At 47.9% G+C, this 26,547-nt stretch carries 23 protein-coding genes; 11 read left to right on the plus strand and 12 right to left on the minus strand.

Going from position 1 to position 26,547, the window contains the following annotated elements; all coding sequences use genetic code 11:
* The coding region (gene tnpA / locus WG89_RS29170; protein ID WP_153301382.1) for an IS200/IS605 family transposase at window positions 1–194 on the minus strand (194 nt) is incomplete at its 3' end.
* Between the two features lie 105 nt (window positions 195–299).
* On the opposite strand from tnpA, the gene WG89_RS32665 reads away from it, so the two are divergent.
* A complete protein-coding gene (locus WG89_RS32665) occupies window positions 300–425 on the plus strand; it encodes a hypothetical protein (protein ID WP_281177669.1) in 126 nt (41 codons plus the stop codon).
* 27 nt (window positions 426–452) lie between these two features.
* Here WG89_RS32665 and WG89_RS02460 read toward each other — a convergent pair whose 3' ends face one another.
* Window positions 453–1,265 carry a LysR family transcriptional regulator gene (locus tag WG89_RS02460; RefSeq protein ID WP_172806683.1) on the minus strand — a complete coding sequence of 271 codons (813 nt, stop codon included), beginning with the start codon at window positions 1,263–1,265 and terminating at the stop codon, window positions 453–455.
* Between the two features lie 119 nt (window positions 1,266–1,384).
* On the opposite strand from WG89_RS02460, the gene WG89_RS02465 reads away from it, so the two are divergent.
* Together WG89_RS02465 and WG89_RS02470 are read left to right on the plus strand one after the other, a co-directional pair.
* Window positions 1,385–2,323 (plus strand): DMT family transporter, encoded by a 939-nt coding sequence (locus tag WG89_RS02465; RefSeq protein ID WP_062260785.1) that lies wholly within the window; start codon window positions 1,385–1,387, stop codon window positions 2,321–2,323.
* Window positions 2,292–2,489 carry a 2-hydroxymuconate tautomerase family protein gene (locus WG89_RS02470; RefSeq protein ID WP_062260787.1) on the plus strand — a complete coding sequence of 66 codons (198 nt, stop codon included), beginning with the start codon at window positions 2,292–2,294 and terminating at the stop codon, window positions 2,487–2,489. Before WG89_RS02465 ends, WG89_RS02470 begins: the two co-directional genes overlap by 32 nt.
* A gap of 25 nt (window positions 2,490–2,514) precedes the next feature.
* On the opposite strand, the gene WG89_RS02475 is transcribed toward WG89_RS02470, so the two are convergent.
* Together WG89_RS02475 and WG89_RS02480 are read right to left on the minus strand one after the other, a co-directional pair.
* Window positions 2,515–4,188, minus strand: a complete 1,674-nt coding sequence (locus WG89_RS02475; RefSeq protein WP_062260789.1) for an acyl-CoA dehydrogenase family protein — start codon at window positions 4,186–4,188, stop codon at window positions 2,515–2,517.
* A gap of 131 nt (window positions 4,189–4,319) precedes the next feature.
* Window positions 4,320–5,603: an NRAMP family divalent metal transporter gene (locus WG89_RS02480; protein WP_062260790.1), complete on the minus strand. Its 1,284-nt coding sequence runs from the start codon at window positions 5,601–5,603 to the stop codon at window positions 4,320–4,322.
* A gap of 511 nt (window positions 5,604–6,114) precedes the next feature.
* Here WG89_RS02480 and hemN point away from each other — a divergent pair.
* Window positions 6,115–7,503, plus strand: a complete 1,389-nt coding sequence (gene hemN, locus WG89_RS02485; RefSeq protein ID WP_062260793.1) for an oxygen-independent coproporphyrinogen III oxidase — start codon at window positions 6,115–6,117, stop codon at window positions 7,501–7,503.
* Window positions 7,504–7,627: 124 nt separating this feature from the next.
* Here the strand turns inward: hemN and WG89_RS02490 are convergent, their stop codons facing one another.
* Together WG89_RS02490 and WG89_RS02495 are read right to left on the minus strand one after the other, a co-directional pair.
* Window positions 7,628–9,184 (minus strand): autotransporter outer membrane beta-barrel domain-containing protein, encoded by a 1,557-nt coding sequence (locus WG89_RS02490; RefSeq protein ID WP_062260795.1) that lies wholly within the window; start codon window positions 9,182–9,184, stop codon window positions 7,628–7,630.
* A 101-nt stretch (window positions 9,185–9,285) separates the two neighbouring features.
* Window positions 9,286–15,456 carry a hypothetical protein gene (locus WG89_RS02495; RefSeq protein ID WP_062260797.1) on the minus strand — a complete coding sequence of 2,057 codons (6,171 nt, stop codon included), beginning with the start codon at window positions 15,454–15,456 and terminating at the stop codon, window positions 9,286–9,288.
* Window positions 15,457–15,714: 258 nt separating this feature from the next.
* On the opposite strand from WG89_RS02495, the gene fnr reads away from it, so the two are divergent.
* From fnr to WG89_RS02510, 3 genes are all read left to right on the plus strand, one after another.
* The gene (gene fnr, locus WG89_RS02500; protein ID WP_062260799.1) at window positions 15,715–16,473 is read left to right on the plus strand and encodes a fumarate/nitrate reduction transcriptional regulator Fnr; all 759 of its coding nucleotides are present in this window, start codon (window positions 15,715–15,717) and stop codon (window positions 16,471–16,473) included.
* Between the two features lie 99 nt (window positions 16,474–16,572).
* Window positions 16,573–17,139, plus strand: a complete 567-nt coding sequence (locus WG89_RS02505; RefSeq protein ID WP_342669243.1) for an adenine phosphoribosyltransferase — start codon at window positions 16,573–16,575, stop codon at window positions 17,137–17,139.
* A 223-nt stretch (window positions 17,140–17,362) separates the two neighbouring features.
* Window positions 17,363–17,890, plus strand: a complete 528-nt coding sequence (locus tag WG89_RS02510; protein WP_062260801.1) for a hypothetical protein — start codon at window positions 17,363–17,365, stop codon at window positions 17,888–17,890.
* A gap of 6 nt (window positions 17,891–17,896) precedes the next feature.
* Here the strand turns inward: WG89_RS02510 and WG89_RS02515 are convergent, their stop codons facing one another.
* A complete protein-coding gene (locus tag WG89_RS02515; RefSeq protein ID WP_062260803.1) occupies window positions 17,897–18,232 on the minus strand; it encodes a TraR/DksA family transcriptional regulator in 336 nt (111 codons plus the stop codon).
* A gap of 97 nt (window positions 18,233–18,329) precedes the next feature.
* Here WG89_RS02515 and WG89_RS30125 point away from each other — a divergent pair, with 97 nt between their 5' ends.
* Window positions 18,330–18,566, plus strand: a complete 237-nt coding sequence (locus WG89_RS30125; RefSeq protein ID WP_153301383.1) for a hypothetical protein — start codon at window positions 18,330–18,332, stop codon at window positions 18,564–18,566.
* 80 nt (window positions 18,567–18,646) lie between these two features.
* A complete protein-coding gene (gene ttcA / locus WG89_RS02520; RefSeq protein WP_062260805.1) occupies window positions 18,647–19,567 on the plus strand; it encodes a tRNA 2-thiocytidine(32) synthetase TtcA in 921 nt (306 codons plus the stop codon).
* A gap of 15 nt (window positions 19,568–19,582) precedes the next feature.
* Here the strand turns inward: ttcA and WG89_RS02525 are convergent, their stop codons facing one another.
* From WG89_RS02525 to WG89_RS02540, 4 genes are all read right to left on the minus strand, one after another.
* The gene (locus WG89_RS02525) at window positions 19,583–20,344 is read right to left on the minus strand and encodes a DUF547 domain-containing protein (RefSeq protein WP_245662859.1); all 762 of its coding nucleotides are present in this window, start codon (window positions 20,342–20,344) and stop codon (window positions 19,583–19,585) included.
* A gap of 181 nt (window positions 20,345–20,525) precedes the next feature.
* A complete protein-coding gene (locus tag WG89_RS02530; RefSeq protein WP_062260806.1) occupies window positions 20,526–21,692 on the minus strand; it encodes an LNS2 domain-containing protein in 1,167 nt (388 codons plus the stop codon).
* A gap of 269 nt (window positions 21,693–21,961) precedes the next feature.
* The gene (locus WG89_RS02535) at window positions 21,962–22,780 is read right to left on the minus strand and encodes a DUF547 domain-containing protein (RefSeq protein ID WP_062260809.1); all 819 of its coding nucleotides are present in this window, start codon (window positions 22,778–22,780) and stop codon (window positions 21,962–21,964) included.
* Window positions 22,704–23,624 carry a glucosaminidase domain-containing protein gene (locus tag WG89_RS02540; RefSeq protein ID WP_062260811.1) on the minus strand — a complete coding sequence of 307 codons (921 nt, stop codon included), beginning with the start codon at window positions 23,622–23,624 and terminating at the stop codon, window positions 22,704–22,706. The genes WG89_RS02535 and WG89_RS02540 overlap by 77 nt, the downstream gene beginning before the upstream one ends.
* 560 nt (window positions 23,625–24,184) lie before the next feature.
* On the opposite strand from WG89_RS02540, the gene WG89_RS02545 reads away from it, so the two are divergent.
* Window positions 24,185–24,796, plus strand: a complete 612-nt coding sequence (locus WG89_RS02545) for a Yip1 family protein (protein WP_153301384.1) — start codon at window positions 24,185–24,187, stop codon at window positions 24,794–24,796.
* Between the two features lie 60 nt (window positions 24,797–24,856).
* Window positions 24,857–26,302, plus strand: a complete 1,446-nt coding sequence (locus WG89_RS02550) for a protein kinase domain-containing protein (RefSeq protein ID WP_062260813.1) — start codon at window positions 24,857–24,859, stop codon at window positions 26,300–26,302.
* A gap of 55 nt (window positions 26,303–26,357) precedes the next feature.
* Here WG89_RS02550 and WG89_RS31055 read toward each other — a convergent pair.
* Window positions 26,358–26,547 (minus strand): hypothetical protein (locus WG89_RS31055; RefSeq protein ID WP_216638421.1); only part of this gene is annotated, 190 nt, incomplete at its 5' end.

The raw sequence follows: 26,547 nt of genomic DNA on the forward strand, positions 1-26,547 counted from the left end.
AGTAAATGCACATGGTCATTCTGGATATTCAGTTCCACTACCGTACATCCAAGCTGACTACAAAAGACCTGAATGCTGTTATAAACCTCGGCTTTCACTGCCCCGGTCAGGACTCGAAACCTGTATTTTGGCACCCAAACTATATGATATTGGCAATGCCAAATGACATGCGTTAACTTTTCAAATCTACTCATGTTACTTCCTATCTCTAGTAGTTGTGGGGACAACTCAGAGATAAGGAGTAGCATGGGTAGTTCATGGCAGGCGAAGCCAACCATTCATGACCACGTCCATAGGACGTGGGTTTTCACGATGCACTAAAGGACAAAGCGGAAGCCATGACCGATAATGAAGCGGCCAGAAAGCTGCAACAAGCCAGAGAAATCCTGTTTCAATTAGTTCATGAGCGACAAGCCGAGGGTTAGGTAGTAGTACCTGCCTTCAGGCTCATTTCAGGATTGGAAAATACTGATAAGACAGGTTCTGGAGTGCGCCCAGCGTGCGGGTAATGGGTGCGTTTTAACAGAACTTTGAAAAGGAAATATATCGACTATAGCTTGAGGCACCATCCCAACCCCCATACCTGCAGCCACGCACCCCAGCAACGCATGATAAGAGGGGATCTCTACTGCTCTGGCCAACCGGCTACCCGATTCCAGCCAGCTATCCAGCCTTTTTCGATAAGAACAGTACGGACTGAATGCGATGATACTGGGAGACTCGCCCAAATCAGCCGCTGTTTTAATCGGTTTATGCTGAGCCTCTGAAACCAAAGTCATAGTCTCTTGAAAGATGGGCATGACTTCCAGCCCTGGATCTTCAACAGGATCGGAAGCCAGAGCCAGGTCCAGCTCACCTCTCAACACTCTATCAACCAGCAAGCCAGTGGCCGCAGTCTCCAGCTTCAGTTCAACATCGGGATATTGATTATTAAAATGGACCATAGGCTCCACAAGATGAGTGGCTGCAGCCATTTCAATCGCACCCAGCTTTAAAAGGCCTGCTGGCACATCAAGCTGCATGTCCTCCAGAACCTTCTCTCTCATTTTGATCAGGTCTTTGGCATGCCCCAGCAGCAGCTCTCCCGCCCCGGAAACCCTGAGCCGATTTTTTTCACGAATAAAAAGATCCCTGCTCAGCAGCTGCTCCAGCTTCTTGATTCTGGCAGTGACATTTGAGGGAACACGATTTAGACGTGTCGCAGCTGGCGTGATCCCCCCCTCTTCCACCACAGCAACGAATACCACCAAGTCAGAAATATCCATGAACAAATCATTCATTAATAGTGAATATATCATGCATTATTTTTCAATTTTAAAGAATGATCAACCTCCCTATAGTCAAGGAACTCTCACAGTAAAAGTGCATTTTCAGGAGCCATACCTTGTCAGACTGGAAGGGTTACAGCTTTGCCATCGCCGCTGTCTTTATCTGGACGGGTTTTATTCTGGTTTCCAGGATGGGAGGCATCAGCGACCTGCAATCCGGTGACATAGTGGCCCTTCGCTACCTGGTCAGCAGTCTTATTCTTGCGCCCCTCTGGTTCAGATATCGCTTCAATCTTTTTAACCAGAAGCTGGTTGCCCTGTCGTTAACGGGCGGGCTTGCCTATTCGCTGACAGTCTACAAGGGTTTCGAGCTCGTTCCCGGCTCCCATGCCGCCATCCTTCTACCCGGCTTACTGCCACTTCTGATGACATTCCTTGCAGTTGTCATCAATAAAGAAGTATGCAACACAGCCCGAACTATTGGACTACTGGTCATTTCAACAGGAATGGCTCTACTTCTTCTGCAATCTGAAACCATCACCACTGCAAATCTGGAAGGTTATCTCTGGATTGCTGCAGCCGCTTTCTGCTGGTCAGTGTTTTCAGTACTTCTACGACGGTGGAATATTAGTGCCTGGCAGGCCACCGTCAGCCTGTCATTTTTCACCTGTATGTTTTATCTGCCCTACCATCTGTTCACACTGACAAGTAGAGAATTCGCAGTTGCCGGGTCTTCACTATGGCCACAATTATTACTTCAGGGTTTTTATCAGGGTGTTTTGGCCAGCATTGTGCAAATGCTGCTGTTTGTAAAAGCGGTAGAAAAAATTGGGGCTGCCAATATGGGCGCCATGATGGGACTGGTGCCAGTTATGGCGGGAACGGCCTCCATCTTCATCTTCTCTGAACCTGTGACCCTCATTCTGGTGTTCGGACTGTTACTGGTCAGCACTGGCACCGTGATCAGCTCAGGACTTCTTAACCCTTCAAACATGTTCAATAGAAAACAAACGAGGAACCAACATGCCTTACGTGAATATCAAAATCACCAATGAACAGGTCACCCCCGAAAAGAAAAAAGCGCTTATTTGTGGGGTGACACAGCTTCTGGTCGACGTCATGGATAAAAACCCTGCCACCACGGTGGTGGTGATTGACGAAATAAACACAGATAATTGGGGAATAGGTGGCGAGACCGTCACAGAAATAAGAAAGAAATAAGAGAGGGGTTTCCCCCTCCTTTATTTCAGGTTACTGGCTGAGATCGTTTCAGAATTTTCAGGCAGTCTATACCCTCTGGCAAAGTACCGAACTGATAGCCCTCCTGTCCTTCGATACGCGACAGAACAAATGCTTCAGCAATATCGGGCTCTCCGTCACATACCAGTACACAAGCCTGCAGAGCAAGGGCCATCTTCTCTACGACTCTACGACACCGGTACTCAATGTTCTCATGATTCTCAAGTTCAGCTCTGAGATCAGCGACAAACTCATCGTATGCTTGATAATGCCCCGTGGCTTTCTCAAGCTCATTCATAAAAGCATTCAATACAGCAGGCTCTTTATTGATAGCTCTCAGCACATCCAGACACTGAACATTACCCGACCCTTCCCAGATGGCATTCACAGGGGCTTCCCGATACAACCTCGGCAGGATATTGTCTTCAACATAGCCAACACCACCAATGCATTCCATTGCCTCAACAATCAGCATTGGAGCTCGTTTACAAATCCAGTATTTGCCCACAGCGGTTGTTATTCTGGCAAACAACGCCTGTTGCTCATCCTCCAGATGATCCAGTGCATACCCTACTCTCATACTCATAGCCAAAGCAGCTTCCGACTCAATAGCCAGGTCAGCCAGCACATTTTGCATTAACGCCTGATCATGAAGATTTTTGCCAAAGACAGAACGCCCTGATGTGTGATGAATAGCCTGAGCGATAGCCGCTCTCATCAATGCAGAAGACCCCACCATACAGTCAAAGCGGGTCATGGACACCATTTCAATGATGGTTCTGACGCCACGCCCTTCGTCGCCCACCATCCAGGCTTGTGCACCGCGAAACTCTACTTCTGAAGATGCATTGGAGACATTACCCAGCTTGTTCTTCAACCGCTGAATATAAAACTGATTCTTGCTGCCATCCGAGCGCCAGCGGGGTAACAGAAAACACGACAGGCCACTGTCTGTTTGTGCCAGCACCAGGAAAGCATCACACATGGGTGCGGAACAAAACCATTTATGACCCACTATGCGATACTCTTTACCATTTCCCCCGTCGGCCAAGGGGTAAGCTCGGGTAGTATTGGCACGAACATCAGAGCCCCCCTGCTTCTCGGTCATCGCCATACCAATGGTTACGCCCTTCTTTTCGAAGTAAGGTATATTGCGTTCGTCGTATTCATGGGAAAGGATTCGGGGCAGCCACTCTTTAGACAACTCTGGAGCGTGTTTTAAAGCAGGGACAGCAGCAAACGTCATGGTCAGAGGGCACCCTGATCCGGCATCCGCCTGAAAATACTGGTATTCCATCGCAGCTCTGGTGACTTGAGCGCCCTCACCCGGCTGCTTCCATGGCAGAGAGTGCATGCCGGCCTCAATGGCTGTTTGCATCAGCTGGTGATAGGAAGGATGAAACTTGACCCGATCGGACCTATTGCCAAAACGGTCATGGGTTTGAAATTCCGGCTTGTTTTCATTAGCCAGAAAGCCCGCTTCCACGAGATCACCACCACATCTGCGACCAAAAGCCACCAGCATTTCTTCCGCTGAATCACCACCGCAGGCTTTCGTCCAGTACTGTAATACCCGATCACTGGTGTAAGTATTGAAGGGATCAAGAGGTGCAGGCTGATTAAAGACTTCATGAGTCTCTGCCTGAGACAGATGATCGTGCCGATCAAATTGTTCAGTCATGTCAGAGTCGCTTTTATTCTTGTCAGGAGGTAACTGCGAGTCTGACGGATCTTCAGGCGGGATTCAAACGCTTATTTGAAAAGTGATATCCCCCAAAGGAGATATCACTCCTGCTTATAAAGCCGATGCATTCACATCAACCACTGCCACCAGATAAAGAAACCGGCAAAGCCAAACAGGAAGACCATACCCATTTGCGCCCAGAGATTCAGCCACTGCCCGGGACGATGCTCTTCAGGCACCTGCTCGGAGGACATCAGTCGATAGTTCAACCAGCCAAAGACCGGCGTCGTCAGAAAAGCAGCAATCATGGCGAAATTCAACATGGACAGCATTGTGCCCGGGAAAAGCAATACCACGGTCATAGCCAGGCCTGTCACCACAAGGATCAAAAGCGGCTTTTCAGTTTCATCGGTATCACGCTGCTGAAGGTTTGACCAGGCGCTGAATATCGTACGACTATAACCATCTACACAGGTCAGTGTAGAACTGTAGATACAGCAAATAGCTGCAGTAATAATTAACCAGCTGCTCCAGTTACCAATGGTGGATGAATACATGGAAACCAGCTGTTTGGTGAAGGCTGCGCCGCTTGCGGCAGGTTCTATGCCACTGCCGTGCAATACGGTGGCCCCCATCCCCAGGAAGAACAAGGCCAGAATGGCGGTACCGACGTAGCCAACATTCATATCAAACACAGCATCTTTCACACTCAGGTGCCCGCGCTCTTTTTTCTTGCTCATACTCCAGACGGAATTCATCGCCGAAACTTCAATCGGCGCAGGCATCCAGCCCATCAAAGCCACCAGAAAACCGATAGAGGCCAGTGTCCATGGACTTGGGCTGACAAAATCAGCCGGTGCCACAGGCCCTTGTCCCAGAGCCAGCAGAGTTGCCAGTACCGTCACGACAGACAGCAGAACCACAATCGCTTTGGTGACTCTATCCACCATGGTGTAGTGGCCCAGCAAGATAATCACCAGACTGATCAGGGCAATCGCTGCCACCAGAACCGGTGAAGATACTCCGGGAGCGACCCAGGTTAACAAAGCAGCCGTCAATCCCATCAAGGCTGCGATATTCACAACCGCAGCAAAACTGTTGAGCACCAGAAACAGACCCAGCCAGCTTTTTCCCATTCGACCATAGCCCGCCATCAGCGACTCACCGGTGGCAGCGGTATAACGAGCACCGAACTGGAAGAATGGATATTTAAAGAGATTAACCAGAATGATCAGACTGACCAGCTGCCATCCATAATGTGCACCAGCCTGGGTAGACGCCACAATATGAGATCCACCAATGGCAGCGGCGGCCACCATAATACCCGGCCCCAATGCGGACAGTTTACTGCTCTTTTGCGCAACAGCCTGATCAGCCGCTGCTCCCCCGAGCGACAGATTATTTGAAGACATACTTTTTTACTTCTTTATAAAGACGTTCAATACAACAATCAGACAGCTCGTTACTGCACGTTTTGACTCTGAACACTTTTCCACCTCCCCCCGGATGAGGAAAAATGTTTCTTACGCACACGGCTGATTCAATACCAGACAATTAGTTTATTAATTAATAAAAATTAAAATATCCAGTGGTATGAATACTATTGAATTGTAAAGACGATTTACAGTTCGACTTTAGAAATAGAGACAATCGCTGATGCCCAGCAACGATTCAGATCTTTATAATTCATAGGTTAACTTGTTGCCAGTTACATTCCGTAAAGAAATTCGCCTTAAATTGCGTCACCTACTTATTGACACACATCAAATACATTTACGCTTTTAGTCTTTAAACTGTTAATAAAACAGCCTTGAGCTGAACAAAATATTTTCACGGTAAAAATAACCGGGTCACCCTGAAGTTTACCTGGATAACAATAAATAGAGTCCAGCCATATGACCTGTAACCGATTCGAGAGTTAACATGAGTACAGCCCCCGTATGGGATACAGGTCTGATCAAGAAGTACGACCTCAGTGGCCCAAGATACACGTCCTACCCTACTGCCGTTCAGTTTCAGGAAGGGTTTGATCTCGCGCACTATGAGTCCAGCGCCTGGAGAAGCAGTGCAATCAATAAACCTCTGTCGCTTTATGTGCACATCCCTTTCTGCAGCCATGTCTGCTACTACTGTGCCTGCAACAAAATAGTCACCAAACATCGCTCCAAAGCGGAAGAATATCTCGACTACCTGTTTCGAGAGATAGACATGCAGGCCAGTCTGTTCGGCCGAGACCAGAGAGTGGAACAGCTTCATTTTGGAGGTGGCACGCCAACCTTCCTGAGTCCGGATCAAATTTCGGCAGTGATGGATAAGCTGCGATCGGTCTTCAACTTTGGCAGCCAGAACCACTCCGACTTTTCCATCGAGCTGGATCCACGGGAAGTGGACTGGGTGATGATGTCCCGTCTGAGGGACGAGGGTTTCAACCGAATCAGCATTGGTGTTCAGGATCTGGACGAGAAAGTTCAGAAAGCCATCAACCGTGTGCAACCTGAAGAACAGGTTCAGTCTGTTCTGGATGCCGCCAGAACCATGGCTTTCAAGTCAGTGCATATGGATCTGATCTATGGCCTGCCCCATCAGACAGTGGACGGTTTCATGAATACCGTAAACCGTGTGATTGAAATGGCACCGGACCGGTTGTCATTGTTTAACTATGCTCACCTGCCACATCGTTTCAAACCCCAGAGACGCATCAACGAGGCAGATCTGCCCTCTCCGGAAGAAAAGCTGGAAATTCTACACCAAGCTACGGAGAAACTGGTTGAGCGCGGTTATGTCTACATTGGAATGGATCATTTTGCCCTGCCGGATGACGAGCTGGCCATTGCCCAGGAAACAGACACTCTGCACAGAAACTTCCAGGGTTATACCACCCACAGCCACTGTGACCTGATTGCCATGGGTGTTTCTTCAATCAGTAAAGTGGGCGGTGTTTATGCCCAGAATCATGTCACCATGGATTCTTATCAACATTCGATCGATGAAGGCCGTCTACCGATTTACCGTGGCTTGACCATGAATCGTGATGATGAAATTCGCCAGACTGTGATTAATGAATTGATTTGCCATTTCAAACTGGAATTTGCAGACATTGAAAGTCGCTTCGACCTCAGTTTCAGAGACTACTTTGCTGATGCACTGGAGGCTCTTGAACCCATGGCCAATGATGGCTTGATAGCTCTGAGTGAGAAGGGTATTCAGGTAGAACCCAGGGGTAAAATGCTGATCAGAAACATTTGTATGCAGTTCGACAACTACTTCAAACAGCAGATCCAGCAGCAGAACCTTTACTCGAAAGTGATTTAAAAATTACTGTTTCCAAGTACAGGTTAGTCCAGCATACCGTTCGCACTGAGCCTGTCGAAGTGTATTACCAGCATCCTTCGACAAGCTCAGGATGAACGGACTATCTATGACCATGAATACTTCTCTAGAAGGATCGACTATAACTCAGCTGCAAACCATCACTGGTACTGCGGCTGGAGCGAATCACGGTGTAGTTCATGCTCAAGCTGGAGCGCTCAGACATCCTGGCGTTATAACCCAGGCTCAGATACAGACCCGTGTCGTTGATCTCCTGAGCCAGAAACTCAGACGGCCCCTGCTGTGCAAATCCATTCACCGTGTACTTCGACTTTCCACTCAACACCGTTTGTTGTTGATAGCCTACTGAAAGTTTCAGAGCCGAGGGTTTCTCTCCGACTTCATTCAGCAATATAAAGTCACTTCCCAATCTTAGAATCCATTGATCAAAAGACTGGCCGCGCACAGCCAAAGCTTCATCCGACAATCCCTTCTCTCTGAAACTGCCTGACTCTGAATGGTGATAAAGAAACTCAACGATCGGAGTGATCGAAAGACCATTCAACCAGTCATTCATGTCAATGTCATAACCCAGAGCACCGTAGGCATTCCACTCAAACCCCGAGCGATGAGCACGCAGTCGATTACCATCAGAATCCTTACGCTTGCTGCTGTATTGCTTGGTGGCAAAAGTCAAAGCCCCATCAAACTGCCACTGATCTCTCTGCCAGGACAAGAACGGACCAAAGTGTATCGACTCCACAGAGCCCGAACCCAGTTTTTGCTGGAAACCGGCAGAGGTTCTACGGGTGCCAAACATCAAACCGACAATGGAGTTCTCACTGATCTGGCTGAATACTCCGGCATTCAATCCGTAACTGTTGGCGTTCATTCCTTCTAAACCCGGCAGCGATGAATAGTGGGACTTTGAACCATACGTCTGGACAAAACTGTGCCACTGACTGTTCTCATAATTTTGCAGCTTCTCAGTGGTGGTCCGCTCTCCCCCTTTCAGAGTGCTTCGATCCAGACTGGCATTATTATGAAGAAAGGCCTGGCCGGTTCGGTAGAAATCCAGAATCTGACGCAGGTCACTCAATTGATTAAACAGAGCCTGGGTAGAAGCCATTTCCAGATGACGGGTTGCATTCAAAGCCGCTTGAGCAGTAGGTGTAAGGTGATAGAGCACTTCCCCGACTTCAGGCAGAGGCTGATCGATCAGTGACTGTAACTCACGACTTGCAGCGCCTTTCTCAACTTTGATGACGATCTCCTTCTCCTGATTCGAGGCAGCTTCTTCCTTTTTTGGAGTGTCTTGAGAAGGCTTAGGGCTCACTGGAACTTCGTCCGATTTCTGATCAGACTTGTTCTCATCTTTTGATTCTCCGCCATCGCCTTCATTGACCTTGACTTTGACTTCATAAGGCTCGTCTTCACCTGGATTGAAGATAGAGACCGGCTCAACCACTACCGGGTCAGGTTTGTCTTCAGAGGCGGAGTATGGGCTGAACAGCCATTGACCAAACTTGTAGGAGAGCGTGCCAAGCCCTGTTCCCAGCAGGGCCGTCCCTCCGGTAACAATCAGGGCCGGATCAATAGCCAGCACGGGCACAGGCACAGGCAACACAGCGGCTGCCAGCAGCATGACCAAAGCCAATGATAATTTGAGTGATTTTCCGGCCATAATCCTTCCCCCCGGAGTACTGATTCAATTCCTTGGGGAGGACTATGACGGATTACTTACAGGATTTGACTAACAACGTTGTTATTTAAGAGGGGCAAGCCTTAGGAGACCTGTCCGAACTTTTTGACAATTTTTGTCAGTTTCTTCTTCTTGCCATCCAATTCATCCAGCACTTCTTTAGGAAACAGATTTCTATTGAGCTTTCCATATCTTGCTAACAATGACTCAGCTTCATGCAACATCGCCTTTCTTTCATGCTCTCCCAGGGCTGCAATCGCTTTTTGCTCATTCTCCTGAAGCTGATCCACACTGGATGCTTCAACAGTAATGATACTGCCTACCTTTTTATCAATGAACTCTACAGACTGCTGCAGTAATGGGGTTGCCTCAACAAGGATTTCTCTAAGAGCGGTAAGCCGGGCATACCTGAATGGGTATCTGCCCTGCTTTTTCAAAGTAATCTCTTCAATAGGTATCTGGCCAACAGCCATTCTTCCAACACCAGCCCCCATTGCCGTTCTTGTTCTTGTGAGTAACTCATCTACACATTCAAGATAGAGTTGGTATTCTCCATCAGCGATGCTATTCAACTCACCTTCCAGCCAATCTGTGACCCCTGCGTATACCTCTTCACCATTCGCGCCAAAAGAAGAACCATCAACCACTTTATGATTGATAAGGGGAATCACGACATCATTTCCCATTCGTCCACCCAGTTGTCTGACTATCCGCCCTTTACCGAATAGCTTGCAGGCACCCGGCCATCCAGGCTGCTCAGCAAAAGCAATCTCCCCAACTTTCTCTTGAACCTTGGCTTTTATGGTGGCCGGATTATCTCCCAACCTTCTGTGGCCAGGCACTTCTTCTCGATACCAGTCTTTGGACAGTTTATTCCCTGAAATAGATTCAATCCTGAATCGTCTGACAAAGAACTTCCTGATGTATTCTTTCCAGGGAGTGTCAGGGTGTGCCTGGATTCTCTCGGCTATGTGGGAAGTCACAGGCCCCAATGGCTTAAGCTGTGCTGGCTTTTCTCTTTCCTCTTTTAACCTGGCTTCTGCTTCGTATACCTGGGAGGAAGCAGGCAGTGAGTTTTTGAGCTTCACAACCCTGCTAAATAGATCGCCTTTTTTATCAGACTCTACCAAGCCGTACAGTGGACTCTCTGCATCATCACTGGTGAAAATCTCTGACTGGATAGTGTCCAGCATTCTGAAAACATCAGGGCCGTTAAACCAGTCGTGATACTGCTTTTTAAGCGATTCCAGTTCATTGAATAACGGTTTTGCCCATGACGAAGACTGTGCAGAATGGACATCGTCTTCATCAAATTCATCGAGTTGCTGCTCTAACGCCTGCAGGTTGGCTAATGCAGTCAATACAGTCTGAAAGCTCAGAGGCTGTGACTGCAGTAAAGAGAATCCCTGTTGCAGCTGGCTCAGCTGCGTAAAACCCTGTACTCCATCTTCAGGCCTCAGCTCATCACTCGACTTTGAAGCACCGCTCTCAGATTTATTCAGCTCATCGTCATAGACTGTCTCTTTTGAAACCACTGGAGGCTCAGGTGTAAGTTCACTTCTAACAACAGGTACCGGTGACTCTACAAGTTCATCCAGTACATCATGCTGACTGGACACAGGCCTTGTTGGAACAGATCCAATTCCTGTAGTTTCGGAAAGATCCTCTAAAGTACTGCCTGTTTCCTGACGGAACTCCTGTATCAGCTTGTTGACATCTTCCTGCCGGTACCAGTCGTATAACTCTTTTTGCCTTTCTTCCAGCCTTGCCCGCCTTCTATCTGCCTCAGTCCCGTCACTCGAAGAGGAAAGGCTCACAGGTCCAGATCGATCCAGCTCTTCAAGTTGCTTGTCAATTTCCTCCAGCTCATCCAGTGCAGATATCACATCTTGATATCCTAGCTCTACTCCATGAAGTGCACGATTCTGCTGCCGGAGCATGGCATTCTCGACAAGATCCGGAAGACTGTTCCTACTTTCAGGGCGGCTAGGGCCGTGCTCTGGTGACACGCTGCGTTCGAGATCAGGGACAAAAGGGGCCACCTGTGCAGTTGGCTTTGAGTTTAGAGCAGAAGGATAAATATCACTATTGTCCCATTCCAAACTCGCTAAACCGTTGGATTGTAAGCTGGGGTAGCCACTGGATTGTAGACTGCCCAAATCATGAGGAGGTAAGTATCTCAATGCCGAAGGCATAGGTGAGATGGCAGGCGTGGGTACCCATTCCTTTTCGAAGTCATCCTCTGTGTATTGCTTAAGGACAATTTCATCCATACTATGTTGAAATCTTACTTGAGATTTCTCTGCAGCCTCTGACCGTCTTCCCAGATATTCATCGACCCGAGCTTCAAGCTCATCCTTATACTCTTGCAGTCCCTTCACCTGCAAACCACGACATTCAAGCTCTGCAATCAGATAGGTACGAAAAGCCATCAGCTCTTTAAAGTAAGTTCTTGAGCGACGCTGTTCTTCCGCCAGCGCCAGCCGCCAGCTCTCAGGGGCATCCACTCCTGCGAGCTCAATTTCCCAATTTCTCTCATCCGAATCCTCATCGTCAAAACGATAGATGTATTGCAAAGGATCGGTCATAAGGGTTTCAAGGCCTGACCCCGGACGAGCAGCATCGCTTTGCAGGTCTACATACTTTTTAACGACCTCCAGAATACCCTTTGCGTACTCGTCATCAGGTAAAGACTGCGGATCCATTTCCGAGCGTTGTCTTGCAAAATGCACCTTCAGTTCTTTAATCTGTCTGGCGTAGTCGTCTGACTTTTGTTGCTCCAGCGACAGTTCACTACGAAGCTGATCCAGCTCCGCGGTTTCAGGGTCAGTATCGGCCTGAATAACTGGATAATTTTTTAACGTCTTGAGCGTCTGCTCCAGCTCTTCGGCTTCCAGCCTTAATGCCTTCAGGCGGGTTTCAGCGGCTAATAGTTCCTCAGCAAACTTATCAGCCTGATCGGGCCCAGAGCCTTTTTGTAACTCATTGAGTGCTCTGAGTGCTTCGACCAGCTTGACCTGGGTTTCCAGAACTTTTGTTTGACTCTCTACTTCACGGGCCTTTAACAGATAATTCATATCATGCAGTTGCACAACCTGACGCTTCAGTACTGCCATCTCCTGACCTGTCAGAACAGCCATCTCCTGCCATTCAGACTTTAGCTGAGACAGTGTCAGTGCGAACTCCCCGATATCTTTTTGAAACGCCTCTTCCGCCGTTTCCATTTGAGACCTGAACTCCAACTCTTTCTTTTCCAGCTCAGCACGGAGTACCTCAAGTTCAGGATCATGGCTATCATCACCCGCAACTGGTACGGCTTTCTCCAACTCCGAGACCTTGAGTTTCATTTCATTTAACTCACGCTCAAGCTCCGAGCTTCTTCCTGCTTCTTTTCTGGAAAGCTTCTCAAATTCTTTTCTTTTCCCAGTTTCCTGATCCAGACGTTCTCTGAGAAACGTCAGCTGTTCCTCAATTTCTGTAAGCTTATCTTTGAGTTCCTGCAACTCCTGCACATCAGCCTGAAGGCCTTCCAGAAGTTCCTCGGACTCATCCAATTGTCCCTGCAGTTTTTCAACTTCGCTTTGTGCGTTTACAAGCTCATCCACCACCCGTTGATGAGCTTCTTTATCTACACCTTCCGGTTTTGACCTGAGAACCTCCAGCTCACCTGTCAAGGACTCCAGACTGGATTGCAGTTGAGCCCTGGACTTTTCCACTTCTTCCAACTTTAACCTGCGCTCTTCGGACTCTATCTTTGCGGACTCTAGCTTTACAGATACCTCACTGGCTTCTTGCTTTTGGACATTCAACTGCTTAGAAACCGAGCCAAAGTCTTCTTCCACTTGCTTAAGCCGCTCAGTCATCTCAACGACAGAAGAGTTCTTGCTGATCAGTTCTTCCTGAAGCTTTTTAGCCAGCAATTGGCTTTGTTCGGCTTCAGACTTAGCCAGTCGTATTTCCTTCTGCCAGTTCTTTCTCTTCCGGCCTAGTCGCTGATCAAACTGTGCGGCCTCTTCCAGTAACTCTTCATTCATACTGCTGAGCTTTTGAAACTGAAGATCCAATTTATGCTTTTGCTCTTCAACCTTTCTTAACTGCTCTTTGGTATCCACCAGCTCTCTGGTCAATTGATCCATATGAGTCATTGCGCTGGAGACCGTTCCCTCCATGGTTTGCTTGCGAATGACTTCGTGTTCTTCATTCAGATCAAGCACCTTCTGTTGTGCTCTATCCAGAGAACTTTGTGTTTCCTGCAAAAGGTTACGAACTTCCTGGATCTCTTTATTTCTATCCAGTATTTCCTGTCTCACCAGATCCAGCTCTTCCCTCAACTGCTGGTTTGAGAGCTCACCCGTTCTGGCTCTCTCATCAAGACGCCTATGACTCTCTTGCAACAGTTTCAGTTCATTCTCTTTTTCACTGAGCTGACGCTCACGCAAGACAAGTGCATCCTGATCTACTTTCTCTTGCTCACGAAGCTTCTGAACCTGCACTTCAAGCTGACCTTTCTCTTTTGCCACCTTTACTTCCTGCAGCTTCAAGCCTTTCAACTCAGCTTTCAGTACTTCTCTGGAAGAGGCCTCTTTCTGCAAATGCCTCCGACTTTCTTCGAGTTGGTCTCCCTGAGCCTTCAACTCAACTTCAACTTCTTTTAAACGCTCAGAGGACTTATGAGCTTCCACCCAGCGTGCCCTGACCAGCTTCTCTTCCTGAGTGATCAGATTAACCTGCTCACGATAAAACTGATTTTCCGAAGCTAACTTTTCTGAGCTGCCGACCAGTTGTTCTTTCTCTTTGCGCAGCTGATCCAGACTGGATTTCAGCTCCCTTACCTGAGCACTTTGGGTAGCCTTGTCTTTTTCCAGCTGCTCTTCCAACTCATCCTGTAACTCCTGAGTTCTTTCCAGCTGCATACGAACGGTGTTGAGCTCTTCAACAACCACCAGGTATTGTCGATGGCTTTTATCTTTTGTCTGAACAGCCATACTCAGCTGTGACTCAAGGAATTGGACTCTCTCTAAAGCCCTTTCCAAATGAAGCTTGTTGACATCAGCTTCACCTGAAGCGGTCTTCACCTCCACTTCCAGAGATCTTGCAGCCTGCTGGGCTTGAAACAACTGATGTTGAATGTCCTGCTGCACAGTTTCCCCTTCCAGAAGCATCCGCTCAGCGACTTTGAGTCTTCTTTGCAATGGATTAACGGTGTCTCTCTGAACGGCTTTCTTTTGCAGTATCAAGGCCTGTATATCAGTGGCCTGAAGGTTTTTCTGTCGCGTTGCCTTCTCAATCTCAATGTCTTTTTCTTCTATCCTTGCAGCCAGTGCCTGCGCTTCATCCTGAAGCTGAACGACCCTATCCTGGGAGAGTTGAAGAGTCTCATGCAGCCTTAAGTCCTGCTCCTTTAACTGCTGAAGCGCTCTTCCCTTGTCAGTATCCTGCCTTTGACTGTTCCTGAGCTCCTCACCCAGTCTGTCAACATCTTCCCGCGCTCCCACCAGTTCAAGATTGACGTTCCTGTGCTGCTCAGTCAGTGCCATCAGCTCATGATCCAACTCATTTTGCCGTTGCTCAGCAGCCCTGAGTTCCCTGATACGAGCCTGCATCTCTTCAAAGTGCTCATCTCCCAGAGCCAGATCCAGACGTCCGGGGAACAGTTGAGTGGCCAGTTCGTCTTTACGCTGCCTTTCCAGTTCCAGCTCTTCCTGAGCATCATTGAGCCTTCTATCCAGATCTTCTGCCCGTTCGGACTCCTTGAGTTCCAGCTGCTCACGTATAATTCTTTGAGGTTTTTCATGAGTAACAACAAAATCGCTCAGCTGCTTTGAGCGATGCTCCAACTCTTTGGAGTTTGTACGCAGATAAAACAGATACCCGACACCGGTGCAAACAGCCACACCGGCACCAAAGGGTATGGATACCGTAGCGGCACCAGCAGCAAAACCGCCGGCAACCAGAACACCGGTTCCCTTGGCTATTGTGACCGCGATTCTTCGGCCATCCCAGATAGAACTCTTCTTGAGTCGGGTGCGATGCTCCTCTTCCAACTCAACACACTCTTCTTCTTCCAGCTTGAGTGCCCTGAGTTGATCCAGCTCAAGATCACCCTTTCTGGCCATCAGGGTTTGCTTTTCCCATGGCGTCAGATCATCGAACGTCAGACCTTCTGTTCCAACCAGTTCCTCGAATGTTCTGGGCTCCGCTTCTCGTACGGTTGGCGTAAACAGAATCCCTGTCACTGAGCTGAGCAGGCTCATAGCGTAAATCTCCCTGATTTACGAAAATGTATTCAGCACAGTTATCGGCATGTGTCAGACAACCCTGATAGGCTGGCTTGCCAGAGAAGGGTTGCAGCATTTTTAGGATGAATTTATCGAAGCCCGATAAGCAATTTCCGAAAAAGCCTTAGATATGAATGAATTACGCTTTAGTCTCGGAAAGCACAGACTTACACTTTAGTGACATTTTCAATAGAATAGGCGCCGATTCCGCCAATACGACTTTGAGGCCACTCAATGACGTCCAAGCCCAATGTACGACAGCCTAGCCATGTGGCCTGTAGAGATTGCAGTCTCAGTTCCCTCTGCCTACCTCTGGCATTGAGTCTACAGGACATTGACCAGCTTGATCGCATCATCAAGCGAGGCCGCCCCCTGAAGAAGGGTGAGCACCTGTTTCTGGAAGGAGACCCTTTCACCAGTGTCTTTGCTGTCCGTTCAGGGGCTATAAAAACCTATACCGCCACCAATGAAGGCGAAGAGCAGATTACATCGTTCTATCTGCCCAGCGAGATATTAGGTCTCAGTGGCATGGATACCGATGTCTACCCGGTCTCTGCACAAGCCATGGAAACCACCATGATCTGTGAGATTCCCTTTGATCAGCTGGAAACTCTCTCAGACCGTTTTCCGGAACTTCGTCGTCACATGATGCGACTGATGAGTAAAAAGATCCGTGAAGATCAGCAGATGATGATGCTGTTGTCGAAGAAAAATGCCGATGAGCGGATTGCCACATTCCTGATTAATCTGGCCAGCCGATTCCGTCGCAGAGGCTTCTCATCCCAATCCTTCCGCTTGTCCATGTCCCGAAATGAGATGGGTAACTATCTGGGCCTGGCAGTAGAAACAGTTAGCCGTGTATTTACCCGATTCCAGAAGAATGGGCTGATCTACGCCGTGGGCAAAGAGATTGAAATTCGCGACCCGGTTCAATTATGCTCGCTGGCTGGCGGCAAATCTGTCGATTTAGAGCAGATTATTTCATCGGCATAAAATCTTCTATGTCTGATTGCCACTGCAGTCAGCCCACAGAAACGATGAATCAGTTTCAGGAAAAGAGGCCAGGCATACACCTGGCCTTTTGTCTTTTGAATGAAAAGAACCCAAGGCAACCCTATGATCGTTGACGAAGCTTATCTGAAATCACAGATCCGGACGGTACCCGACTGGCCAAAACCCGGTATTCAGTTTCGGGATGTCACCACCATTTTCGAGAACCCAAAGGCCTGGCGCTCGGTCATGGACAGCCTTGTTCATCGTTATATGAATGTAGAGTTTGATCGGATCGGAGCCCTCGATGCACGAGGTTTCCTCATGGGTTCTGCGCTTTCCTATGCCCTTAACAAACCTTTGATCCTGTTCCGCAAGAAAGGCAAGTTGCCTCACGACACCATTGCTCAAGAGTATGAGTTGGAGTACGGAACAGCGACTCTGGAAGTTCACGCAGATACCATCAAGAGCGGCGACAAAGTCATTCTGGTCGATGACCTGATTGCCACCGGCGGTACTCTGCTGGCAGCCAGCCAACTGGTCAGCCAACTGGGCGGTCAAACATTAGAAGCTGCGGCTATTATGGATTTGCCTGATCTGGGTGGCTCTAAAAAACTTCGAGATGCAGGTATTCCTGTTTTCTCACTGTGTGAGTTTGAAGGGGAATAATCCCCTTCTTCCAACCTTCAACAAACCCTCTTTGTCTACTCTTTTTCCAGCCAGATTCCTTAACCGTTGTCTAATACCTGCACAGACTATTACTGTCCGACCTCTTCTTCATAGACCTGTCATGAAAAAGCAATCTGGTTAAATTGTGCTGTACTTCAGAATTTTTCGAGTGCTACGATAAACTGTGTAACGATAATAATGCTCTAAGGCAAAGGAAAACCCGATGGGTATTTGTGCAAAGGAGCTGCGCCATTATGTTGTTCGCCCTACCCTGAAACATCTCAGAATGTGGAGTCCCACTGCAGAAAATCTTCTGCTGGGAACGGCTGCCAGAGAATCAGGTCTGGGATTTCACCTGAAGCAGGAACACCAGCAGGCTTTGGGCATCTATCAGATCTCACCCAGAATGCACCGGAATATCTGGGATCATTACCTGGCCAAGAAATCCGATCTGTCGAGCCTGATTCGCGGGCTGGCCAGCCAAAGAGAGTTCCTGGCTCATCCCCATCTGGAACTGGCTACCAATCTGTCTTACGCCACAGCTATTGCCTGGATGATTTATTACCGGACAGAAAAGCCTATCCATAAGGTTCCCCATGATGATATCCCTGCCATGGGTAAATTGTGGCACAACTATTACCACCGCCATCATCCGGGTCCGGTCGAAAGTTTTGTGGAGAGTTACAGAACGTTGATTACTGATTCGGTGGAATCGGGGCAGGCATTGTCAGAGAGTCTGAAGACTCCCTGACTCTGATCAACTGGCTTGATCTCGCTTTTCAGCGCACTTGATACACAAATCTGCATAAGGCATGGCCGCCAGGCGGGCTTCGGCTATTTCATCACCGCAAGCGGTGCAATAGCCATAGTCATCATGGTTCATACGATCCAGCGCTTTATTGATCAGGTTAAGCTCAGCGCGGGCTTCATTGCCCAGCTGATCAATCACCTCATCGTTTTCCCTTTCCTGCGCCTGTTCTGACCAGTCGGCATTCGCTCGGCGGGTAACATCCTTCTTGATATTGCCAAGACGAACATTCAATTCATCTCTGCGAGATAAAAGCCAGACTTTCAATTTCTCGTAATTAGCCATGAAAATCCCCTGAATAGGTGTCGACGATTATTCTGTGTATAAACGACCTGATGCTGAGTCCATATGCATACTGTCCATTAGCTAAGCATAGCTACACTTGGCCATATTTCGACAGTCCATTCACAATTGCGACCGTTTATCCACCCCTGTTTACTCTGACATCCCTGAAGCGATGCATCCTGATTTGTTAAGAAAAAGCATTCATAAAGGAACTTTTACCAGAGTAAATGGTATTTCTATTGTGCCCGGCGTCATTATCCCTTATGCCTATCGAGACACCTTTGATTATAATGAGCTGAATTTTCGGGATCCTGCCCGTTTCATCATTACCTGAGCTGAAAGAACCCGGCTCTGTCAGGCAATTAAAGCCCTGATAAGAGAAGGGGGGACTTTTAGAGACTAGACAGAGCAAAAATGCAGAGCCAGATAAAAAGCGAAAAGACCCACTTTAACAAACTGCAGAAACGTCTGAGACGTGAGGTTGGGCGAGCCATTGCCGAATACAACATGATCGAAGACGGTGACCGCATCATGGTCTGTCTGTCTGGCGGCAAAGACAGCTATACCCTGCTGGATATCCTGCTGAATCTGAAGACTTATGCCCCTGTCAATTTTGATCTGATAGCGGTAAACCTGGATCAGAAGCAGCCGGGCTTCCCTGAGCATATTCTGCCTGAATACCTGGAAAGTCTGGGTGTGGAATACCGTATTGTGGAAGAAGACACCTATTCCATCGTTAAGGAAAAGGTGCCTGAAGGTAAAACCACCTGCGCTCTATGCTCCCGCCTGCGTCGTGGCATTCTCTACAGAACTGCTACAGAACTGAAAGCCACCAAGATCGCCCTGGGGCATCACCGTGACGATATTCTGGAAACCCTGTTCCTGAATATGTTCTATGGCGGAAAAATGAAAGCCATGCCGCCAAAACTGGTGAGTGATGACGGCCAGCATACAGTCATTCGTCCCCTGGCCTTCTGCCGGGAAAAGGACATTGTACGATTCTCTGAATTCAAGGAATTCCCGATCATTCCCTGCAACCTTTGTGGTTCTCAGGAAAACCTTCAGAGACAAGCCATCAAGGCAATGTTTACAGAATGGGACAAGCGTTTCCCTGGCAGAATGGAGAGTATGTTCAGAGCCCTGCGAAATGTAGCACCTTCGCATCTGGCAGACAGTTCACTGTTTGATTTCAAGAGCCTGACAGCCGACGGCAAACCTATGGAAGACGGCGATACGGCTTTTGACCCGGTGGATGTACCCCTGACATTCAAAGATGAAACTGATGAAGAAGAAAAGCCTGATCAGGCTTCCATTGTGAATATTGTCAATCTCTGACACCTGGCGACAGCTTCAGCGGCGGTACTCGTTCAGCTTCCAGTTATAGTGGTAGCTGATACCGCCCTTATACTCTTCGATACGCTTTCTCAGTTCAGGATCAGAAAACAGCAACAGCTCTTTCATTACCCCTTCCTTGCCACCGAAGTCACCGCCATACCAATAGAAAATCTTGGACAACACCAGGCGCCCCCCTACGAAATTGACCCCTTTATTCTGGTTGATGAAACGCTTACCGGCTTCATCCAGCTGAGCCTCAATTTCACTGGCTTTATAAATTTTTGGCGCCAGGTCAGGACATCCGATACTGGCACAGTTAATGGCGTAGTGAATTCGGGGTGATTCCCAGAGTGGGCGAATAATGCGATGTTCAATATCGTTCAGTGAAACAGGCTGTCCCTGAATCTCGATCACCTTATCTTTCCAGGGACCGGTTCTGAACCACCCTTTCCCCAGGCGAGTAATGGATTTAACCGGATAATTCTTGAGGATGAGTTCTACCGTCAGCGCGTTATACACATTGATCCAGTAAGCCAGCTGTTCCTTCTTACGCAGCTTTCGGGGATCTATATCGGACATACCCTTCAGGTAAACACGTAAACGAGCCATGTTTTCCTTGCTCACACCACCATAGACAAAAACGTACATTTTGTACTTTTCTGAATAGCGCAGGTATTTGTCCAGAATGAGCTGCCACTGGGAATGATCGATTTCCTGCCGATTGCTCTCATCACTCTTATCCCAGAATGCCCAATACTCCTTTTCCGGCGCGGCCATCGCCTTTCCAGACAGAAGGCATACAGAGAAAAGCAGTGATAAAAAAAAGAAACACTTTTTAGCCATCCATGAACTCAACATACCATTCTCAGAACAGAATCCCATACCAACCGACTTCATCACCCCTCCGGGTCAACAAATCCTTGTGATAGAGAAAATATCGGCTGATGTATCCTGTCATTTATTGGGGCATGGCAAACTGCATGGCTTTCGCAGCCAGATACAGGTGAGCTGCAGGAACCTGATGGACCCTTGTGTTGTTATTCTTTAATGCATCAATACCCATACAGACCAATGGTTTGTCATCCTGAACTTCCGCCACCACTGCTGACTCTCTCTGATAGAAATGATGTACCAGCTCGCATTGTCGGGTCTGCATTTTATGAACAAACTGTTTACTTAGGTTCAGCCGATAATGACTGACGGCCGGTGTATTGATAATCCCTGTATGGGTAGCAGCTTCGGCCAGATTTTCTATGTGATGTACCTTTTCGACACCTGCTTCCATAGCTGCTTCAATATCGGCTTTGGGTGAGTCACCCCAAAAGCTTTGTAAATTTGTGATCGTTTTTAACTGCAGTAATCTGGCAAGCTTAAAGGCTTTTCGGGCGTCTTCATCAGATTTTTTCAATGACTCAGGAGCCGGTAAAATGATGCCCGGAGGCAATTTGTGCTTGAGCAACCAATCTCTGACAAACTCTATTTCTGAAACGTGACGGGTCGTCAGATAAACGATCACTCTGTCTTTTCGAAGATTCCCCTGCAGGCTATTACTGACCAGTTCAACCAGTGTTTTGCTCTGCCCCTCACAGCCAAGGGCCAGTGTCCCATCAAAATCATAAACAACCGTTTCAGGTTGATCGTACTCAGGTAACACCAGCACCATAAACTTGAACTCGGTATTAAACATGCTGATCAGCCTGATCCGGATCACTATGAGATAAGGATCAACTCTGGCATTCACTTTTGGCAAAGTCACAGTGAAAAAGTTTTTATCGGGCAGCGACATGTCATGAATATCACTGTTTGGACTTAAAGATTGCCACTCTTCTTCACCTGCCATAGCCCAACTGATATTAATCAATGGGGGTGAGTAAGGGCCAGTAACAACCCTTCCTTCAGAGTTTTCAGGTACTTGAATAGCTATAGGCACATCCAGGGAGCCCAACTCGCTCTGTTTGACAATGAGATCTGAAGAGTATGCCCTGGGAGTTGGTTGATGAGAATTCTGAAAAGTGGGAGAAGCTGTCAATAAAGGCTTTAACAGGTCATAAATACCCGCCTGTGCAGCAACAGGCAAAATCAAGATCAGCCACAATACACCAAGGGCCTTAGCAGTCCCGACCATTACAGAGCTTCCTTAATAAATTTGCTTTAGGTACATGTACAGAGCTTACAGTCTCTGACATGTGTATTTATTGAACCTAAAACATAGCAGCTCAGATGGGGGGTATCGCTGTTAGGACCTTAGGATTTGTCTCGAAATAACTTCCTGATTTGCACACGGGTTCCGTTCACCCTGAGCTTGTCGAAGGGTCGTGGTATTGGGCTTCGACAGGCTCAGCCCGAACGGGCTTAGAGAGGGTTTCAACAAGGAAGTTAATTTCAGATAAGCCCTTAACGCCCTTTATATACGTTAAGAGACCAGTCATAGCGATAATCAACAGGTCCCGTGTATTTTTCCAGCCGCAACTTCAGTTTGTCGTTGGCATGGGCCTTCAAGTGCGTCATCAGATCCTTTTTGGAACCAAAGTCTTCGCCGTACCACTCATAGACTCTTGATAACACCAGTTTGCCATCCACAAACTCCACGCCTTTCTCCTGATTGATGAAGCGCTGTGCTGCTTCAGACAACATACGTTCAAGATTGACTGCAGTGTAGGGTTCTGATGCCAGGTCAGGACAACCTTTACTGGCGCAATTCACAGCATAATGAATCCGCTTATCCTGCCACAGAGGCCTGAGAATACGGTGTTCAATATCATTGAGAGAGAGGGACTCACCGGCCACTTTGGCCAAGCTCTCATCCCAGGGACCAAAAGAGTACCAGGGCCCCAGCTTGGTAATGGACTTAACCGGATAGTTCTTAAGAATAAGGTCAACTGTAAGGGCATTATACAGATTGATCCAGTAGGCCATTTGCACGGCCCTGGAATATTGGCGGGGATCGATGGAAGTCAGCCTTTCAATATAAGCCGTTAACCGCTTCCGATCTTCAGATGTGACTTTGTCGTAAGCTACCAGCCGACCTTCAACATCCGGGGAGTTTCTCAAATACCGCTCAAGAAACTGCCCCCAGACCGAATGATCTATCGCCTTGAGGGACTTCTCATTACTTTTATCCCATACCCCCCAGTATTTACTGGAGGGCGCTGCCTGGACGGTTAGCGTCGGCAGTATAAAAAGTATCAGTAGCCATAATGTAGCTCTGGTCATCCTTCACCTCATTGAGCTCTGTCAGGGGCTTTTCCAGATCGTACTTCAACAGGCCATTACTTTCGATCATAGAGATCAGCTCTTCAACGTAGTCGACCCCGCGGATTGAATAGGAATAGAGACCCTGGGCCAGCAATGGGCCGGTGACTGGCTCACCGGAAAAACGCCTCTTGGATCGCATTTCCCGCAAACCTTCATAATGATGGCTGGTATTGAGATTATGCATATAGGAACGCACTGATTCAGCAGGTGAACCAAACTTCCTGACCTCATAGGTCGCACCTTCCGGACGCGCGCCAGGGATAACACCACACCCCTTGGTGAAACACCATTGTCCAAAATAATTGTTGGCTTCCATGGCAAACCTTGACGTTCCCCAGGCAGACTCATTGGCAGCCTGCACAAGCGCCAGTGAAACCGGGATCTCATCTACCCTGTCCAGAAGATCATCATAGAACTCATCACTCACCCGCAGTTCTTCATCCACTCTGAACTTACGGCCCATGTCCATTAACCACTTTTCTTCAGTCTCATGCAGGGCCGGCTTTTCTCTGAGCATTTCTATTTCCTGCCGAATACCGGCCAACCGCTCATTTTCTTCTTCAACCATCTGTTTCATGAAGCCAAAAAATTCTCTTTTCTTTTTCTTCACGTCCATCATGGCAGCAAAATCAGGGACACCTTCCTGAACTTTCTTTTCGACTTTGACCACTTCCTTAGTGACTTTCTTGACCTCAACCACAACCGGTTCTTTGACAGCCTGAAAATCCTTGTTGTACCAGCTTGCCAGGGCTACTCCCCCCGCCAGCAACATCAGAAAACAACGATCTATTTTGGTCATCATAGTGTTAGCATTACTCCTGAGCCTCTCCTGAAAAAACGACACTCTCAGCACAATACTTCAATGAAAACGGCAAAGTCTCCGAGTCATGAAATCATGAATGTCTATAAGGTTGGCTATTTCTTCGCCCTTTTTAATCGATATAAAGCCCCAGTGTACTCCCCCTGCTGGCCTTAACTGCATTCAATGATACTAGCCCTTGCGTCATACAATCCACAAAACCAGCAGACTTGCCTGAAGAAGAAAAGCCCGAAGCCCTTGCCTGACTAGTAAATGATGAGTTTATTGCAGTTTTGATCAATAAGGATACCTGATTCACACAGGTATCTCTTTACTTCATACAATAAATATGTACACACTGAAATCAAGGCTATCAAGCGATCCTGTAGAACAGGAAGTGCCTGGTTCACATTGATCATGAGAACCTGGGAGCCAGACAGACTCCTATGCCTATCGCAGTGAATAATAATAACAACATATTAGCCGCTGTTTTGTAGCTGAATGCTAAACACAATGTAAGGATTACCAGCTACTGGTGTACAGCCCTAAATGGAGGTTGCACCATGATATTAAGTCATTTTTGGGGGCTTCTTTTTCACCCCGACCAGGAATGGACCAGCATTCGGGAACACCCTCCCGGCATCATACGTCTTTACCTGGGTCAGGTGATCTGGCTGGCAGCCGTGCCAGCACTATGCACTTATATAGGAACCACACAAACCGGCTGGTCACTGCCAGGTAGCGATCAGGTGGTCAAACTGACCGAAACCAGCGCCGCAGCCATGGCCTTTTTTGCCTGGCTGGCGATTCTGGCAGGTGTTGCCATTATGGGTGCCTTTATCCAATGGATGGCGGAAACCTTTGGCAGCAAACCGACTCTGACCCAAAGTGTTGCCTTTAGCTGTTATACCGCAGCGCCACTCTTCCTGGCAGGACTCTGTGGCCTATACCCATCAATATGGCTGACCATTGTGGCAGGCACCATAGCCGCCTCCTGCTCAGCCTGGCTGCTCTATACCGGTCTGCCTACCTTTATGCAGATCCCCAAAGAACAGGGTTTTGTTTATGCCAGCTCGGTATTGTGCATTGGTCTGGTGGTACTCGTCTCCATAATGATCACTACCGTGATCTTCTGGGGCATGGGTGTAGGTCCTGAATATATCCAGGTTCACTAAAGCTTCAACATGAACGCCAGATGAATTAAGTAATATCATCTGGTAAACATGACATGAGATATGCCTGATTTTTCCAATAATTCCATAACCAGAACCCTGAGGGGGTGGATTTCTCATGTATCCCCCTCTTCATCCAGAGAAGCATCTCCGGGTAATCGGGCAGGCCGCAGCGTTCAAACGACTGAAGGTCAGAGAACGGAGGGGTTGAGTCGTGAAAACGATCATCCCCAGCGCTCCTCACGATCACTGAGAGAACGATTCGCAAACAGTTTTCTGGGCAAGCTGTTTATCAGGCAACCTTCTAATGCTCACCTTGAGCATCGAACTACTCCAACAGACTCGTCTAATCACTACATTGACCGACCCGTTCATCCCAATCTCTATGCAGAGATTGATTCAACTCTGGAACCGAATACAGACAACCTATCCAGTCATCCATATGCAGAGATCCCGGATGAGGTAAGCCAAACCCATTCATCTGATGAAGGTTATCTGGAGCCAACTCCTGACCAACACTCATATGTGAATAACCCTCTAAGAGAAATCGAGCCTTCAAGTCTCAGCACACCCAACGAGAGAACCCCGGAGTACACAGATTCAGAAACATTGAATCAGAATATTCATGGCGCTCTGGGGGTTAAATCTACCAATAGAGTCTATGGAGCAGGTAACTTTGGCTCAGTATCCATTATCACTCCTGATACATCGGACAGAACCCGCCCCATGAGGGCTTTAAAAACCACCATCAATGAGAAAAGATCCAGAGAAATTGAGATCCTCAATCAACTAGAGAAAGACCCTCATAAGAATATTGTATCGGCCAAAGGGACATACAGAAGTGAATCCCGGGTAGATACTGGTCGTCAGGTAGGCTTTGTTGAAGGCATTGAACTTGAATTTGTTGGTCAGAGTCTTGAGGATGTTCTGAAGCCTGAAAAAAAGCTGGGAGCCAAAGTCACAGATGAAATGAAAGGCGGTTTACCTCCTGTCATGCTGAAAAAAGTCGCAATTGGATTAACCCGTGCTTTGGAACATCTGCATACCAAGACCCACCCTCCTATCTTACATATGGATCTGAATCCGGGAAATATTCTGCTTACCGGTGATGGTGAGGTAAAACTGACCGACTTTGGTAACTCCCTGCAGATGTTTCCGGATGGCTTTAGAGGCCAGAGTTTTCAAGCACATGTTTTTCATACCGCTCCAGAACTGGCCTACGCCGATGGTTTACCGACCCGGCAAGCTGAAATGTGGTCATTGGGCAGCCTTCTCTATGAAGCAGCAACTGGAGAGAAACTCTGCTTATTCAATCCGATGAGTCCATCGGTGCCGGTACAGGAACGATATGATGTTATGAAAAGTTTTGTCACACTGGGACTGGGTAACCCTCTTTTGCAAAAGCCTGAAAATACCCACCTGAAAGACCTCCTGACAAACCTTTTGAGTATGACACCCGGTCAACGCCCTTCTGCATCAGAGGTACTGGAACATCCCTATTTCAGTTAAAGCCAGTATTTTCCAATTGAAAAATGAGCCTGAAGAAGAGTGCATGACTCCGGCCTCAGGCTGGTCGTTCATAGATGACTGTTAGTAAGTTCTCTCTGGCGTTTTGAAGCCTTCGTGCCGCTTCATTATCGGTCATGACATGCGCTTTCGCCTCCAAACTTTTCAGGGTGACTCCGCTCTTCAAGTATTGCTGGGCATCTTGCAGAGAAACAAACTTTTCATAGGGCGTCATCATATCTTCGTAA

The organism is Endozoicomonas arenosclerae, assembly GCF_001562015.1.
Classification (GTDB): Bacteria; Pseudomonadota; Gammaproteobacteria; order Pseudomonadales; family Endozoicomonadaceae; genus Endozoicomonas_A; species Endozoicomonas_A arenosclerae.